This window comes from Methylobacter sp. S3L5C (assembly GCF_022788635.1).
GTDB lineage: Bacteria > Pseudomonadota > Gammaproteobacteria > Methylococcales > Methylomonadaceae > Methylobacter_C.
Map to the genome: position 1 here is coordinate 4,366,024 of NZ_CP076024.1, position 17,740 is coordinate 4,383,763.

Here is a 17,740-nt window from a genome sequence, read left to right on the forward strand (position 1 = left end):
ACCGGGTGGATCAACTCACACCCGGTTGGCATTAGATAAAAATTATTGCTTTAAATAAGCAAGCATGGTGTCAGCATCACTGACAGTAAACGGGTCGTCAGGACAATTATCGGTTTGTCCGGGTTCACTAAACAGTTTGACGATAGTTTTATCGTCAACCAGCATGGAATAACGCCATGAACGATAACCAAAGCCTACGTTTTCTTTTTTAACCAGCATACCCATGGCCTGGGTAAAATCCCCATTACCATCAGGCAGCATTTTTACATGCTTAACACCTAAATGTTTACCCCATTGGAACATGGTAAATGCATCATTAACACTTAAACAATAAACTTCATCGATACCTTGATCGATAATTTCCTGATATTTTGCATCGTAACCCGGTACATGCGTGCTTGAACAAGTCGGTGTAAAGGCACCAGGCAGACAGAATATAACGATTTTTTTGCCTTTAAAAACATCATCGGTACTAACATCTTGCCAACGAAAAGGGTTATCGCCACCTAAACTTTCATCACGGACACGCGTTTTAAAAACAACATTGGGTACAGTTGAAGCCATTTTATTTCTCCGGTTTTCAATTAATGGGCGATAGGTTTATCGGTAAATAAATAATCATGTAACTCTTTATCCAGCTTGGTATCTTTTCTACGAATCCATTCCAGTATCATCGCCGCATGTTCTTTCTCTTCATCGCGATTATGTGCAAGGATAGCTTTTAATTCATTATCTTTACAAGCATCCACTCGTTGGTTGTACCAGTCGATTGCTTCAAGCTCTTCCATTAACGAAGTAATGGCACGATGCATATCCCGTGTTTCGTCAGATAATTCATTAATCGGTTCGTGATAACCTTCATTTGCCATAGTTATATTCTCTATTTTAAAGGTGAAAAATTGTTAGTCATGAGTTAAGTGCAAAATGCTGTTTCTGATCACTGGTTGTAGATTCTACACACGAAACCAAACTTGGTCTGTGCGTTAAAGAACATAGTGGAAATTAGTTCACGATTAAAAAAAATCACAACAATACTCTTTCTATACCGCCACTTCCTGCCTGCTTGATATAATTTTTCATCCAATTTTTACCCAACACATGTCGGGCAATTTCCACAACAATATAATCCACATCCAGTTGCTCCTCGCCATCCTCAAAGCGTTGTAAACCTTGTACGCAAGATGGACAGGACGTTAGCATCTTAATCGGTCCATCGAAGCCATCGGCGCGTACCTTGCCGGTATCGTTCTTTAACTCGACGGCTTTGCTGTAACGTACTTGCGTTGAAATGTCCGGGCGCGCAACCGCCAAAGTCCCGGATTCGCCGCAGCAACGTTCAGATTTAAGCACCTCGGCACCGATCAAGGCATTAACTGTCTTCATCGGATCTTGCTGCTTCATCGGACTGTGGCAAGGATCATGATACAAATAACGGGTGCCATTAACACCCTCCAGCTTGACGCCTTTTTCCAGTAAATATTCATGAATATCGAGCATACGGCAGCCAGGGAAAATTTTGTCAAATTCATAATCCAGTAACTGATCAAAACACGTTCCACAACTAACCACAACGGTTTTAATGTCCAGATAATTTAAGGTATTGGCAACCCGATGAAAGAGCACCCGATTATCAGTAGATATTTTCTCTGCCTTATCAAACTGGCCGGCGGCACGCTGAGGATAACCGCAACACAAATAACCTGGCGGCAATACTGTCTGTACGCCTATCTCGTATAGCATGGCTTGGGTAGCCAGACCTACCTGAGAAAATAAACGCTCAGAACCGCAACCCGGAAAATAAAACACTGCTTCGGAATCGGCACGGGTTTTATTTCTATCCCGGATGATAGGCACAATTTGATCGCTCTCAATACCCAACAGCGCCCTTGCCGTTTTGGACGGTACGTTATCAGGCATTTTCCGGTTGGTAAAATGGATAACAAATTCACGCATTGGCGGCTTGCCAGTTGATGACGGCGGCTGTGCAAGCTGCGCCTTACCCCAAGGCCTGAGCAAAAAATTACCTATCCGCTGGGCTTTATAAGACCATTCAATCAGCAACTTACGCATAAACTTAATGCTGTTGGGACGACCGGTTGATAAAAATGCAATCGCCGCCGTTTTAACCGGGTTAAAACTCTGTTTACCCATTTTGCGCAGCAGATTACGCATATTCATGGACACGTCGCCAAAATCGATATCAACCGGACACGGATTAAAACACTTGTGACACACGGTGCAATGATCCGCTACATCCTCAAATTCTTTCCAATGGGTAATGGAAATACCGCGCCGGGTTTGTTCTTCGTAAAGAAAGGCTTCTATCAATAGTGACGTGGCCAGGATTTTATTGCGCGGCGAATATAACAAGTTGGCGCGTGGCACATGCGTGGCACAAACGGGTTTGCACTTTCCGCAACGCAAGCAATCTTTGATGGAATCCGAAATTGCACCAATATCGCTTTGTTGCAGAATCAAGGATTCATAACCCATCAAACTAAACGAAGTTGTGTAAGCTGCCTCCATACCGGCACCGGGCATCAGTTTTCCGCGATTGAAGCGGCCTTCAGGATCGACACGCTGTTTGTAATCGTGAAAACTGGCCAACTCTTCAGTGCTTAGAAATTCATATTTGGTAATGCCGATACCATGCTCGCCTGAAATCACGCCACCCAGAGAACGCGCCAACTCCATGATCCGCGCCACAGCAATATTGGCTTCCTGAAGCATCTCGTAATGATCGGAGTTGACCGGTAAATTGGTATGGACGTTACCGTCCCCGGCATGCATGTGCAATGCCACAAACACGCGGCCACGCAAAACCTCTTTGTGTACGGCATCAATCCGCTCAATAACCGGTCGAAAATTATCACCCTCGAAAATATTTTTTAACAACGGCTGCAATTCCTGCTTCCAGGATACGCGTAACGAATGATCCTGCAAACGATGAAACAGGGTTGGCTGCGCAGCGCGATTGGTTAACTCGCCAACAGTAATACCATGTTCCTTGCAAGCCGCATCTGCCTGTTGCAAAGGCAAATCGAGATTGTCATACTGCCACTGCCAGCGTTCGCGCACTTGCTCAATAATCGTTAGCGCGTGCTCTCGGCGGTCACCGATCAGGTCAATTTTGTCAACGCCGTTTTCATAAGAACGTAACGGTAATTCACCTTCCAGAAAGTCGCTTAACGCATGACACAAGCGTAATTTATTACGCAGTGATAATTCGATATTGATACGTTCGATACCATCGCAGTAATCGCCCATGCGCGGCAAGGGAATCACGACATCTTCATTGATTTTAAAGGCGTTGGTATGTTTGGCGATAGCGGCAGTCCGCGCCCGATCCAGCCAGAAAGTTTGGCGGGTTTCAGGACTGACTGCAATAAACCCTTCGGCATCACGCGCATTACATAAACGCACCACTTCGGAAGCCGCCAAAGCCACTTGTTTGTCATTGTCGCCTACAATATCGCCAATCAGCACCATTTTTGGCCGACCATGATTCTTGGCTTTACTGGCATAACCGACTGCTTTTACATAGCGCTCATCCAGATGTTCAAGACCGGCCAACATCACCCGCAGCTCGCCATTTTTAGGCAAGGCTGCCAGATAATCCCGAATCTCGACGATGCTCGGCACTGCTTCACGAACCTGACCGTAAAATTCCAGACAAAAAGTGCGCGTAAAAGACGGCATTTTGTGCAAAATCCAGCACGCCGAGGTAATAATACCGTCGCAGCCTTCTTTTTGAATACCTGGCAAACCACCCAAAAACTTGTCGGTAACGTCCTTGCCCAGTTCACCCTTACGAAAATTTGCACCAGGAATGACTAATCGCTCTTCGGAGAGCAAATTTTTTCTTTTAGCGTCAAAACGTTTCAATAAAAAGGTAACTTGGTCCTGATCGTGGATCTTGCCCAAATTATGATTGAATCGCTCAACATCCAGCCAGTTACCATCCGGCGTCACCATCCGCCAGGACAGTAGATTATCCAATGCCGTTCCCCAAAGCACCGCCTTTTTGCCACCGGCGTTCATCGCCACATTACCGCCCACACAAGACGCATCTGCCGAAGTAGGGTCACAGGCAAAGACCAGACCTGCAATATCAGCCACATCCATAACACGCCGGGTCACTACACCGGCACCGGTATTAATCGTTGCATAAGTCTGCTCAACACCCGGCAAACTTGTCTCCTGCTCCACAAGACCTATATCAATCAGCTTTTCAGTATTAATCACGGCAGAATAAAGCGTCAGCGGTACTGCGCCACCGGTATAACCGGTACCGCCGCCACGCGGAATAATGGTGAGCCCCAATTTGATACAATCGCGCACCAAATGGCCAACTTCTTCTTCAGTACAAGGATATAAAACGACAAAGGGATATTCCACGCGCCAGTCAGTAGCATCGGTAACGTGAGAGACACGGGCAAAACCATCGAAACAGATATTGTCTTTACGGGTATGTTTGGCCAGTAAAGCCAAGGCTTTCTGGCGCATTTCTTGAGTGCGTTTAAAATCCGCTTCAAAGGCATTAACAGCCTGATGTGCAGCGTCAATCAACAAGTTAACCCGACGTGTCCGGTCAGGATGCTCGCTTTCATCTTCGGCATCGCGTTTTTGCATCTGTTTAAGACGATGACGTAATGCTGTTAGCAAGGCTTTCCGGCGTTTACGGTTATCCAGCAAATCGTCTTCAAGATAAGGATTACGCTGAACCGCCCAAATATCTCCCAGTACCTCAAAAAGCATTTTTGCAGAACGACCGGTTACCCGTTCGCCACGCAGCGATTCCAGAATGAGCCAGTTCTCTTCACCCAACAGGCGAATAACAATTTCGCGGTCTGAAAAAGAGGTGTAATTATAAGGAATTTCGCGTAGCCGCGCTGGCGACGCATCGGAAAACAAGGGGGGGAATGTTGAATTCACTGATATCCTGCGCTTTGACGTGATTGACAAAGCTCATTGTAACACTCACGGAAGTGAGCGAAAATACCAAAAATTGTGTGGACTTCATTATATTGAAATTACTAGCAAATAAAGACTATTGCTTACGTTCCCTGGCAAAAAATGAAGCCATTTAGCAGGAGAGATACCCAAAAAAATTTTTAAAGCTCAATCTGCAACTAGCTGTATAATTCACACGGTTGTAATATAACTGTAACATACATCAGCTTAATTCATGCCATAATTGAAGTAATCAACATTCGTTTTAATATTTTATACAAATGAAAAGAGTAAATAAGTCTGATTTGGAAGAAGCATTAGCTCTGTGTAAAGGAGCTTTTATATCAGCTGCCGGATTCAGCATGGTTATTAATTTGTTGCAGCTTGTTCCAACTATTTACATGCTGCAATTATATGATCGAGTAGTACCTACCGGAAATCGATCAACCCTGTTAATGTTAACCTTGATAGTAATCGTACTATTTTTGACGATGGGCGCCTTGGAATGGGTACGTTCACAGATACTGGTCAGGGTTAGCTCACGATTGGAAACACTACTTAATGAAAGATTGTTTCAGGTCGCTTATAAACAATCACTCTATACAGGTGGACAACGAGCAAGCTCGCAACCCCTCGATGACTTGACATCCTTAAGGCAATTTATGACTGGCAACGGCCTGTTTGCTTTTTTTGATGTGCCTTGGATGCCTGTCTACATTGCCGTTATGTTTATTTTTCATCCTTTATACGGGTGGGCAGCTATAGGCACTTCGATAATACTGGTTATCGTCGCCATCATTCAGGAAAAGTCTACCGGTAAATTATTGGGCGAAGCCAATAATTTGGCGATGACAGGCCGTGGTCTGGTCAATAAAAACCTCAGAAATGCTGAAGTTATTGAGTCCATGGGGATGTTGCGAAATATTCAACTGCGATGGCTTGAAGGTACAAAACAAGTTTTAGTATTACAGGCAACAGCAAGTTCTCGCGCCGGTTTAATTAGCGGCATATCAAAAGTTATTCGACTGTCATCACAATCCTTAATTTTAGGCCTGGGTGCCTATTTAGTGATAGAGAATGAAATAACACCCGGCTTAATGATCGGCGGTTCCATTCTGTTAGGCCGCGCGCTTGCACCTATCGATTTGTTGATTGGTACCTGGAAAGGTTTTATTACTGCGCGTGGGCAATACCATCGCCTTAATGAATTATTGCTTCAGATACCGGCCGAAACCGAGAAAATGACCTTACCAGCACCAGAAGGTACTTTCCAGATAGAAGCTGCCGTAGTCATTCCTCCTGGAGCAAAAACACCGGTTTTAAAAGGCATTACCTTAGGCATTGCAAAAGGTGATGTAATTGGCGTAATTGGTCCCAGCGGAGCGGGGAAATCTACTTTTGCCCGCGCCTTATTGGGTATCTGGCCGACCGCGAACGGGAAAATTCGTCTGGATGGCGCGGACGTTTTTGCCTGGAGTCGTGATGAATTAGGTCCTTATATTGGCTACTTGCCACAAGATATAGAGCTATTTGAAGGCACCATCAGTGAAAACATTGCGCGTTTTGGTGATATAGATTCGGAAAAAGTGATTACTGCCGCCAAAATGGCCGATGTGCATGACCTGATTTTACGTTTACCGGAAGGCTATGACACACTGATAGGCGCAAGCGGCGGTAACTTATCCGGTGGTCAACGCCAGCGTATCGGTTTGGCCAGAGCACTTTACGGTGATCCTGTCGTAGTGGTGCTGGACGAACCAAACTCAAATCTGGATGAGCAAGGCGAGTTTGCCTTGGGAAATGCGATCCAGCGTTTAAAGCATAAAAGAGCCACTGTTATTGTTATTACTCATCGAAATAATGTCCTGGCAAATGTAGACAAGCTGCTCATCTTAAATGACGGACTTGTTTCTATTTATGGGCCCAAGGACGAGGTCATGGCGCATTTTCAACAGCAACAAATGGCGACATCACCGACACAGGCTCCTCAGGCAGCCGGCACCCTAACTACTCGGGCATAATCAGACATGAAAGAACGGCTTGCACAAGTAACTACAGTTACAGGAATCCCGCTATTGACTGACGACCGGTCAATTCGTACTATTGGCGTTGTTATCCTCATTGCTACCTTCGGTATTTTGGGGACATGGGGTTATCTGGCTCCCATAGATAGCGCAGCCTTGGCACCTGGCTATGTCACCGTAAAATCTCATAGAAAAACCGTACAACATCTGGATGGTGGCATAGTCAGTCAATTAATGGCAAAAGATGGTGATGTCGTCAAGGCCGGCGATGTATTACTAATACTTGATGGTACCGAAGTTAAAGCACAACTGGAAATCATTCGCGGCCAACACATCACCTTGTCAGCGCAAATAGCCCGGCTTATGGCAGAAAGAGACCAACAGAATCAAATTAATTTCCCTGATGAGCTGCACGACCTGTCTGACCCCCATATTGCTCAGGCAACACATGGAGAAAGCCAACTATTTAGTGCCCGAAAAAGCGCGCTACAAGGTGAAATATCGGTTTTAAACCAAAGAATAAGCCAGTTGGGATCAAAAATAAAGGGTCTGCAAGGCCAACGTAGTAGTAAAGAAGCCTTAATGATCTCTTATGGTGATGAAGTTCATGATCTAAAAGAATTATTGGCCGAAGGATTTGCCGACAAACAAAGACTGCGGGATATTGAACGTAATCATGCACAAGTTACCGGAGAAGTTGCCGCCTTAAGCTCTGAAATTGCAGGCAATGAAATCCAGATTGGCGAAACAAAATTACAAATTTTACAGCTACAAAAAAAGTTCCAGGAAGAAGTTGCACTTAAACTCGGTGAAGTGCAAGCGGAGTTATATGACGTTGCCCAACGTCTGGTGGCAACCAGAGACAAAGTAGCCAGAACGGTTATCATTGCACCTGCCAATGGTCGTGTATTGGGCTTATCCGTCCATAACGTGGGCGGTGTCATTTCACCCGGTAAACCCATACTCGATATTGTCCCGCAGCAAGAAGAATTAATCATTGATGCTCAAGTATCACCGATGGATATAGACAGAGTCAGAGCAGGATTACTCGCAGAAGTCAGGTTTAGTGCCTTTAAACAGGCCTTAACACCAAAAATGCAAGGTAAAGTCATTAATTTATCAGCAGACCGGTTAACTGATGAAAAAACCGAACAACCTTATTATCTGGCGCAAATTGAATTAACCCCGGACAGCTTTCAAAAATTGGGAGATCTTGAATTACTACCAGGAATGCCCGCAGAAGTACTGATCAATACCGGTGAAAGAACGGTCTTTGAATACCTGATGCAGCCCATTACTAATGCTTTTGCCCGCGCATTTATAGAAGATTGAGGCCTCATGAAAAAACTACCACTACTCATCGCTTGTCTGACTATCCTGTACACAGGTGTTGGTAAAGCTGAAGACTTACTTACTATCTATCAACAAGCATTAGACGCTGATCCGCAGTTACAAACGGCGTCATTAAAAGTTGAAATAGGTGCTGCACAAAAAGGTCAAGCTCTGGGTCAAATGCTGCCACAAATAAGCGCCAATACAAATTGGTCGAAAAACAGTCAAGCTTCAGGCGTCTCTGGCGTGCCAAGTAGCGCTTGTTCAAACCCACCCTGCACATCTAATTATAACGGTACCCGTTATACGGTTTCATTGACACAAACGGTGCTTGATTTTGCCAAGTTTTGGGACTGGCGACGTGCGCAGGAAATTGAAAACCAATACGCTTCAGAAAATATTGAAGCACAGCACGCCCTGATGTTTAATGTAGTCGAAAAGTATTTTGATGTGCTTGAAGCTGAAGACCAGTTACATTATCTTCAGGCAGAAAGTGAAAGCACCTTAAAACAACTGGAACAGGTCCAAAAACAGTATGCCAAGCAACTTGTTTTAGTCACTGACTTATACGAAGTAGAAGCCCGAATAGATCAGATAAAAGCCACTGAAATTGAAGCGGAAACGCTATTGGCCACAGCTCGGGAAAGTTTAAAAGAATTAACCAATACCGAACCGGTAGCACTCTATCAATTGCGTGATGAAATAGACTACAAAAAACTGGATGGTGCACTTAAAGATTGGATTGAAGTCGCTAAAAGTGAGAACCCTACTCTGGCAGCCCAACTCAGTGCCATAGCAGCGGCAAGTGACAATGTAGCCGTACAAAAATCAAGATATTTACCTGTGGTTGACATGCAACTAAATTATAATGCTACCAACACCGGGTATCAAAGCATCAATTTGGGCAGTAACTATGAAACCCAAGTAGCCGCAATAAACGTTAACATTCCTTTATTTACCGGAGGGACAACGACCAACCGTATGTTTGAGGCTCAACATAAATTGTCTATCAGCAAATATGAAAATGAAGCCAAAATTCGTACCTTAATTAAAGAAACCAGCGATTCTTTTTTAAGTTCCAATGCCAGTGTCAGACGAATTAGTGCAACCCGTAAAGCGCTAGAATCCGCTATTAAATCCAGACAGGCAATGGAAAGTGGTTTTGGTTATGGTGTTCAAACCATCACTGATGTATTAAATGCCCAACAAGGTGAATTTAAATCCAAAAGAGATTTATCACAGGCAAAATACAGCTATATAAAAAACAGGATGCGTTTTATGACAGCTGTCGGCTTAATAAGCCAGGAAAATATGATCGAAGTTAATAATTGGTTGCAAGTCATGCCAAAACAATCAAAAATAAATTCAAATTAAAAGTACCTTTAATAGCATACAGATTCTATAGCTATATATATTCTATGATAAATGGCTACGCAAAAAATTGGTCAACTTTAACCATTCGTTCTGAGCAAATTTAACTTCTGCAAGACATTGGAGCTGGTTTTTTACTCAGGAAACATTTTTAAATCAAATTCTTTTTAGTCTTTGAAGTAACCCGCTAAAGCCTTCAGTACGTATAACCCTGTAAATTTTAAGATAGACAGCAGGGCTCAGCAATTGCCGAAAAATCCGGGAAACACTCGTTTTCACTTCCAAATGAATGCCATTAGCATCAATTGCTGTCTTAAGAATCCCAACTTGATAGGTTTCCGGCTTCAATAAGGCTACATCTTCTGCCCTTGAAATAGCCAGTTTATTAACAACAGATTGCCAGGCATCACCCGCCACATCCAATGAAAATGATTGGTTAACATATTCAATTGCCTTTTGAGCCAGCAGATTTCTTAACTCAAACGAGTCACCCAGCTTTAATATCGCCGTAACCCAACTGTCAGTATCATTGTTAACCAAAACGCCTGTTTCACCGTTAATAACATAGTCGGAATAAGGCGGGACATTGGAACATATTACGGGCATACCAGCCAAGGCATAATCAAAAAATTTAATAGGACTTTTGCAGGAACTAAATACAGAATTATCTAAAGGAATCAGTCCAACAGGATTGATTAAACCACTTAATAATTTTTTAAAATCAGTGTGGCTAACTAAATCAGATCTGGTGATTTTAATACCATAACTTTCCAGATAATCTCCTGGCGGTCCAATCACAAAAATCTCATAATTAGCGGAATAGTTTGCTTGTATTTTTAGCAATGCCGGTGCCAAAAAGTCAACTAATACTCGATCCGAAGAGGCGACTACCAAGGTTATCTTGTTAGTTAATTGGCTTGAGTGTTTTGCCAACGGCAAACCGAATGACTCCGTACAATTAGGTATGCAGCAAACCAGAGGGTTCATCTCCAAAAATTTATCGGCTAAGCGCTGGGTTGTGGTGGTGACTAAATCGGCTTTAGTAATAACCTCTAAATAAGTGTTCAACGTATCGGAACTCATTTTGTGATGCGCTAAAAAATCAGGAATTTCAGTTAGCAAATCATCCAGCTCAAAAACACATTTTTTGCCATGTTTCTGCAAAACAGACATCAGATTTAATATATATTCACCGCCTGAGCGTTGAAATACAAAGACATCCCCCCAATAAAGATCATCAAGCCTGATTTCGTTGTAATCTCTATATCTGATACCCCCATTGTATCGATTTTTCCAATTATCCAAAGGATTCTTAATGCGTATATCATACAAGGACAAATCTTTATTGGGGACATAAGCAACAATTCTTACTGCATTTTCGCGCCTTGGTTCTGCAAGAAATATATTCTGAAATACCATGGCGTCAGGTTCATCAGAAACCAGATTACTGACCAGATCAATATATTTTTGATTCAAATTTAAATTACATAATTGACCAACCAACTCAATCGGCAAATGAACCTGACCAATACGTTCAATGTCATAATGCGCTTGTTCAAATAATAGCCTGGCACTGTCTTTGGTAAAAAAACGCAGGTGCGTTCTATCCAATATTCCTAAATCCGAATATTCCCAACGCCCTTCCAGCAACAGTACTCTGATAGCGGCATGGGCAACATTGGGCAAAGAAGCAATAATGAAACCATTTTTATTTAAATGTTTATGGCAAATTTCAAGAACTTCATTTGGATCTGCAATATGCTCTAAAACATCACCAAAAAAAATGGCATCAAATTTTTCATCGTTATACTCGGTAAAATAATCTTTAATACTACCGTTATAAACAAAATCCAATACCTCACGCGCCTTTTTGGCGGCCTTTGGATTCATTTCAACACCGATAACCGTGTGACCTAAAGTTTTAAAATATCCCCCTAAATACCCTTCGGAACAACCCACATCAAGAATTGTTAAGCATTCACTATTATTGGATTTTTCCAGAAAGAAATCGATCGCAATGGTATGTGAATTATTTTTGTTAGTGGTATCAATAGTCGATATGTAAGTCATGATATTGGATTAAATTTGCACCAGTTATAACTAGGAGGCTGTCCGAGAATAGAGAATCTACTGCGGAAAAACCATTTCGGCCAGATCTTCCGCCCATTTTCGTTAAATAGAACAACTATTCGCCTCAAATGACCAAAAAATCTGACTCAAAATGGCTTTCCCTCGCTACGACTCCTATTCTCGGACAGCCTCCTAGAAGGATTTAAAAAGTCGTCAGAAAAAACTTATCTTGTAAGGAAATAACCATTATTAATAATCATCTGCCAGTTAAATCCTGTAATTTTCTTATACATCGGAAAATAATGCCCGCTTTATTAGCTTCAATGACCTGATTAAGGGATTGAACCACTTCGCCGCATTGATTTAACTGCGTAGTAATCTCATAAAGCTTTTTGTGTAAATCATAATTTTCATGGCGCAGGCTGGCTATATCTTGCTCCTTCTCTTGGATTATGACTTTGTTTGAAATTAATTTATCCCTTAGCATCGCCAGTTTTATGTCAAAATCAGTATTATTTTGATAAGCCGGCGTAGAAAAAATATTTTCATTTTGATTCTGTAACTTTATTGCCTGCTCCATAACCGGCTTTTCACCTTCAAGAACAATACTATCGTCAGAACCTCTTATCGTTAATTTCCCAATAATATTAGCCCAAACGGGCTTTTTTTTAATAATACACAGGGAATTAATTAATTCTATGGAATGGATTTGATTAAGGAAATCGACATTAATCACTAACGGATCCAATCCTGATTGGATTAGGAAATTTCCCATATACTGGTTAATTGACATACCGTTCTGCCAATGCTGGTGGTTAACAATATCAATTAATTTTTTTATAAAAGCAATTGAAGAATACGAATCAAAAAGACCGCCTTCATAATTTGCCCAATAACTACAATGCAAATCTTCGATGATATACACCCCATCGATAGTTAACTTGGGGAAATACGACAAAAACGCTTTAATAATATCAGCAGATTTATGAGAGCCATCATCAAAAACAAAATCAAAAGTAGCTGTTTGCCCAGTAATTTTCTCTAGCACATCTTGTTGACAACAATCACCAATAATCACTTTAACTCTATCATCAGAATAAATAAGACTTTGACATTTTTGGTCAATATCAACACCCACAATACGCTGGGCATTTCTAAAGTATTGACTCCAAACCTCTAAAGACCCACCGTTCTGAACACCTATCTCCAAAATATTAACAGGCCTGTCTTGATACTCGGCGAGGACACGGTCATATTCTTTTAAATACAACTCCCATTTGAGCGATACTTTGCCAGAACTCTCTTGATAAAGTTCGGTAAGGTTTTTTTTAATGGTCATTATTTATTATTAACTTGATGGATTTAAACTTTATACTAACCGATCCCTTTTCTTTCAGGAGCCATTTGTCGGACAACTTGCCAGTGTATTTTACGTATTAAAGTATTAGCTTATTCATTAATTACTGCCAGCTCCACTCGCTCAAACGAAAGTCCAATTATCCCGTAGCGAACTTTACTGGATAAAACCGTAATTATCAGTGCATCATGCATCCAATGATGCTGTATATGCTCATGAATATCACCATCCGCAACAGAGACCATAACAGCATACTGCCCATTAGGAAGCATGGGTAATTTAAATTCAAAGATACCCTCGAATAACCTACCTGCTGCTATCGGGGCAGGCTTAAGATGCGTAAAAGCCAGGGTGTTTTCGCCGAATAAATCCTGCCCCAAACGATCCCGCACTAAAAACCCCAGAATCGGGTTTTGCAAGGATTTACTCGCTTTGGCGTGTACGGTCATGCGAACGTGCTCACCACCTTCAAAGACACCTTCCTGACCAGGCGACAGTCGTGTAAGCGAAACAGCAACGATAGCCGCCTGGCCACTTTTCCAGCCACTCGCTGCATCAACATTGTCTCTTACTGTAGCAACAACACCATAGTCGATTATCTGTGCAGCTTCTTTATCTGAATCGGTTGCATCATCAATTACACGAGGTTCTATTGAGGTCAGCACTGACTCCTCACCGTAGATCTCCTGCAACGTATACTGCAAGTAGGCTTCAGAAACGCGCTTTGCCGTACCGATAGCTTCCATTCTACCATTATTAAGCCAGATGCCGGACTCGCACAGGCTCTGCACCGAGGCGGTATCGTGACTGACAAAAATCAGCGAACCATGTTCCTGAAAATGGCGAATAAAACGCATACATTTTTGTATAAACACGGCATCACCGACCGCCAGCGCTTCATCCACCACCAAAATATCGGCATCCACATGGGCAATAACAGCAAAAGCCAGCCGTACCATCATACCACTGGAATAAGTTTTCACCGGTTGCTCGATAAATTCACCGATATCAGCAAAAGCAACAATATCAGCGAAACGTGCGTCAATTTCTTGATTGCTTAAACCCAGCACAGAGGCATTCATATACACATTCTCGCGCCCGGTAAATTCAGGATTAAAACCGGAACCGAGCTCCAATAAAGCCGCCACCCGCCCTTTGGTTTGAACGCTACCACTGGTTGGGTTGAGCGTACCGCAGATCATTTGCAGCAAGGTGGATTTACCACTACCATTGCGCCCGATAATACCAACGGTTTCACCTTTTTTGACTTCAAAAGAAAGGTCTTTAAGCGCCCAAAATTCACGAAAATATTGTTTTGGCGCTTGCCCTGCCAAACGTTGCAAACGCGGTAGCACAAACTGCTTCAGCCGGTCACGCGGATTATCATAAATTTGGTAGCATTTACTGAGTTGTTCAACTTTTATGGCGATGTCAGTCATGACTAATTGTTGCTTCCCTGAAAACTTTATAGTTTTTCACCTCCCCCTTAATAAAGGGGGTATTGAGAGGGATTTATCTTATAAAATCTCCCCTAACCCCTCTTTTTCAAAGAGGGCGACTGAACGATTACGAAAATTGAAACTTTTTGGTTACCGTCTTATGTATTGAAACAATTTCTAATGATTGGGATTTACACGCAATTAACAAATATCTTACCGGCATGTAATTATTAAACCCCCTCGCTTTGCTCCCCTTTGAAAAAGGAGTATTAAGGGGATTTTACAGTATTATCCTCAATTGCAATGACTTAAATCTTTTGAATAATGACTGCAATAAATAAAGATACGGTACCTTGTCGGCTTTGTCTAAAAACCCCACTGATGTTCAATAGTCTTACCCGATCTTTAAATGATTTGGCCGTTCTGGCAAGTTTGAAATAATGTAATGTTTCAACAGCTTCGGTACTCATTAAATGACGAATTCGATCCAAAGCTAAAATATTAATATCATTCCAATTTTTAAATCTGCCTTTTAAAACCATGCTTACCCTGTTAATTCGTGAAACCATTGAGGTATTAGCGCCAACAACTGCTTGAGGATGCTGTCTATAAATCAAGGTGGGCTCTTCATCGTAATAAAAATAACCATCAATTGCTGTAATTAATTGATACATCCACCAATCGTGAGAGACCACTTTCACCGGACTAATTTGTTCGATAATATTTTTAAAAGCCTGATTGAATGCCAAAGAATTACCCCCTACAACACATTGAACAATTGCATTTCTGAAATTCTTGGGGAAAAGGTAAATATGAGACTTCTCGTAAATTACGCCATGCTCATCGCCAAGCAAGGTGCTGCTGCCGTACAATGATGGCTTGTTGGCATTGGTCACTTTTAGACAGTTAACAGCCCGTTCCAATTTATCGGGTAACCAAATATCGTCTTGATCGGAGAAAAAATAATAATCGGCTTTTATGTCAGAATCACTGGCCAAAGCCATAAAATTATCAGCAAAACCAGTTGATGGTCCTTGCTTTAAGATAATGCGATCAGAACCTGTTTTTTTCTGGTAATCTCTAATAATATCCAGCGTATTGTCAATGGAGCCATCATCACTGATAATGATTTTCCAATTTTTGAAGGTCTGCCTGCAAATTGAATCAAGCTGTTCAGCTATATACTTCCCGCCATTATATGTCCCCATGAGGATTGCAACAGCAGGCGCATTATCCGCCTCAAGCTGAACGTGCTCATTCTTCATAAAATTTAATTAATTCTTATTTATTGGCTTATAACCAAGACGCTGGCCAAGAACTTGGTTCCTGAGATTATTGGCATAATATACAGTAATAAATTTTCTATATTTTTTATTATTGAATCGATTTCTATAAACTTTCAGAAATTAAATTTCCAATTTACATCGCTGTAATCACACACAGATACCATTCATATCAAAGGATAGTATCTGTGTGCATAATAATTATTTATCTGAAAATCTATAGCGGGATAAAATTAATAAATATTATAACTCTTTGATTGAAATATTATTTTTTGCATTTACTCAGTTAATTATCAATATATTCAATCCATATTATAGTATAAATACTGTTGCAAATAGCCATAAAACCCACGCTAAATCAACCTATAAACAAATAACCATTGCCCGCCACATCCTTTGAAACGCCTGTCGGTATTTGAGACAACGCCAAACCGGTCAAGGTGATGGACGTATCAATAAGGCGATCATTATTTAAGTCATAATGATAGGTGGCACCTTTATAACCATCCGCGCCCTGATTTTCCATAGCAAATACCTGCTTGCTGACGCCATTATTCCAGCCCCATATATTGATTTGATCACCCACACTAAAGTCGGTTACGGTTGACCAGGTGATGGAACCTCCGCGACCATCCAAAAATATCGTATCGTTACCGCTGCCACCGGTCAAAAAGTTGGAGCCTGTACCGCCATCAAGCACGTCATTACCGGCACCGCCATTGGCGGCATCGTCACCAGCCAGTAAGTTCATAAAGTCATTGCCTGTTGATCCGATAATCACATCCCCGGTTGACTTACCCAGTAACTCATACTCTAAAAAAGTGACCGGACCGGTGTATTTGGCGGGCATAACATAACTCGACGTGCCGTCGCTGGCACTTGAGGAAAACAGAGGCACTGGCGTGTATTGCGCAATAAATTCATTAATCGATAAATTTGCATCCAAAAAACTCAGGTTTTCAATATTCAACAAGGTATCCGTACCTTCCAAGCTCTTGACCATCAGAGTATTGCCGTCACTTGAGCGACCGATTTCAGTAACAGCACTCTTATTGAAGTTAAAAATTACGGTGTCATTGCCAGCACCACCATCAAATAAATCATCACCACTTGTACCCACTAAAGTATCATTTCCTGAAGTATCAGTAGTGACGCTGTTTAACAAAGTATTATTCTGCGATAACTCGGTAATGATCGTATTGTAAACAAAAGAGTTACCAATATCGGCCCACCATGTGCCGGTACTTTTAACGCCAATAACAGAATTACCGACCAAAAGCGGGCCCCCAGAGCTTCCTGCTCCCATAACCTCTACTAGTGATTCGTAAATACCGTAGTCCCAAATGTTAAAAACCGATGCTGATTGCATCATCATCCCGGTGGATCCAACTGGATAACCAACCGCTATTGCTGCCTGGTTTCCGTTATAACCGGGATCTAATTCCAACCAACCCAGTGTGTCGCCAATTGGATTATCAATACCTATTAACGCAACATCAAACTGGGATTCGCTTTGCAGCATCGTCTGGTTATTTCCATCAGAATAGATTTGCGATGTCCAGGCATTCGCTGTCCATTTCGAGAAAGTTGGATTTGAAATCCATGATTCGAACGCTCCGGTATTAGAGTTGTAATCAGCCCCAAAATAAAATTCAAAGCCTGTGGCCCATCCTTTTTCATCAGGATTAAATACACAATGGCCAGCTGTCAAAATGTCGTTTCGCCCAACGAGACTACAGGTACCCAGAGTTATTGAACCATCAGACCATGTTGTCTTTATCAGCCCAATATTGTTGTATGGCTGACTATTTCGTTCGCTAAAGTTAAGCTCAATCATTAGTGTGCTCCGGATAACAAGTGATTAATTTACCAAGTAAGAAAGTAAAGCAATTGCCTGCTGTAATAATAAGC

General features: G+C 41.9%; 11 protein-coding genes. 3 read left to right on the plus strand and 8 right to left on the minus strand.

Features of this window, described 5'->3' with window-relative positions:
* Positions 1-42: 42 nt before the first annotated feature.
* The 3 genes from KKZ03_RS19810 to KKZ03_RS19820 form a co-directional block, all read right to left on the minus strand.
* Positions 43-564 (minus strand): peroxiredoxin, encoded by a 522-nt coding sequence (locus KKZ03_RS19810; RefSeq protein ID WP_243218474.1) that lies wholly within the window; start codon positions 562-564, stop codon positions 43-45.
* A gap of 20 nt (positions 565-584) precedes the next feature.
* Positions 585-869: an encapsulin-associated ferritin-like protein gene (locus tag KKZ03_RS19815; protein ID WP_243218475.1), complete on the minus strand. Its 285-nt coding sequence runs from the start codon at positions 867-869 to the stop codon at positions 585-587.
* Positions 870-1,023: 154 nt separating this feature from the next.
* Complete coding sequence (locus KKZ03_RS19820; protein ID WP_243218476.1) at positions 1,024-4,935, minus strand: DUF3683 domain-containing protein; 3,912 nt, start codon at positions 4,933-4,935, stop codon at positions 1,024-1,026.
* A 299-nt stretch (positions 4,936-5,234) separates the two neighbouring features.
* Here KKZ03_RS19820 and KKZ03_RS19825 point away from each other — a divergent pair, with 299 nt between their 5' ends.
* From KKZ03_RS19825 to KKZ03_RS19835, 3 genes are read left to right on the plus strand one after another with little or no spacing between them, the layout of a single operon-like run.
* The gene (locus KKZ03_RS19825; protein WP_243218477.1) at positions 5,235-6,974 is read left to right on the plus strand and encodes a type I secretion system permease/ATPase; all 1,740 of its coding nucleotides are present in this window, start codon (positions 5,235-5,237) and stop codon (positions 6,972-6,974) included.
* A gap of 6 nt (positions 6,975-6,980) precedes the next feature.
* The gene (locus KKZ03_RS19830; protein ID WP_243218478.1) at positions 6,981-8,309 is read left to right on the plus strand and encodes an HlyD family type I secretion periplasmic adaptor subunit; all 1,329 of its coding nucleotides are present in this window, start codon (positions 6,981-6,983) and stop codon (positions 8,307-8,309) included.
* Positions 8,310-8,315: 6 nt separating this feature from the next.
* Positions 8,316-9,683: a TolC family outer membrane protein gene (locus KKZ03_RS19835; RefSeq protein ID WP_243218479.1), complete on the plus strand. Its 1,368-nt coding sequence runs from the start codon at positions 8,316-8,318 to the stop codon at positions 9,681-9,683.
* 153 nt (positions 9,684-9,836) lie between these two features.
* Here the strand turns inward: KKZ03_RS19835 and KKZ03_RS19840 are convergent, their stop codons facing one another.
* The 5 genes from KKZ03_RS19840 to KKZ03_RS19860 form a co-directional block, all read right to left on the minus strand.
* The gene (locus KKZ03_RS19840; protein ID WP_243218480.1) at positions 9,837-11,750 is read right to left on the minus strand and encodes a methyltransferase domain-containing protein; all 1,914 of its coding nucleotides are present in this window, start codon (positions 11,748-11,750) and stop codon (positions 9,837-9,839) included.
* A 256-nt stretch (positions 11,751-12,006) separates the two neighbouring features.
* Positions 12,007-13,089, minus strand: a complete 1,083-nt coding sequence (locus KKZ03_RS19845) for a class I SAM-dependent methyltransferase (RefSeq protein WP_243218481.1) — start codon at positions 13,087-13,089, stop codon at positions 12,007-12,009.
* Between the two features lie 110 nt (positions 13,090-13,199).
* Complete coding sequence (locus tag KKZ03_RS19850; RefSeq protein ID WP_243218482.1) at positions 13,200-14,546, minus strand: ABC transporter ATP-binding protein; 1,347 nt, start codon at positions 14,544-14,546, stop codon at positions 13,200-13,202.
* Positions 14,547-14,854: 308 nt separating this feature from the next.
* Positions 14,855-15,811, minus strand: a complete 957-nt coding sequence (locus KKZ03_RS19855) for a glycosyltransferase family 2 protein (protein WP_243218483.1) — start codon at positions 15,809-15,811, stop codon at positions 14,855-14,857.
* 376 nt (positions 15,812-16,187) lie between these two features.
* Positions 16,188-17,666 carry a trypsin-like serine protease gene (locus KKZ03_RS19860; protein WP_243218484.1) on the minus strand — a complete coding sequence of 493 codons (1,479 nt, stop codon included), beginning with the start codon at positions 17,664-17,666 and terminating at the stop codon, positions 16,188-16,190.
* Positions 17,667-17,740: the final 74 nt, after the last annotated feature.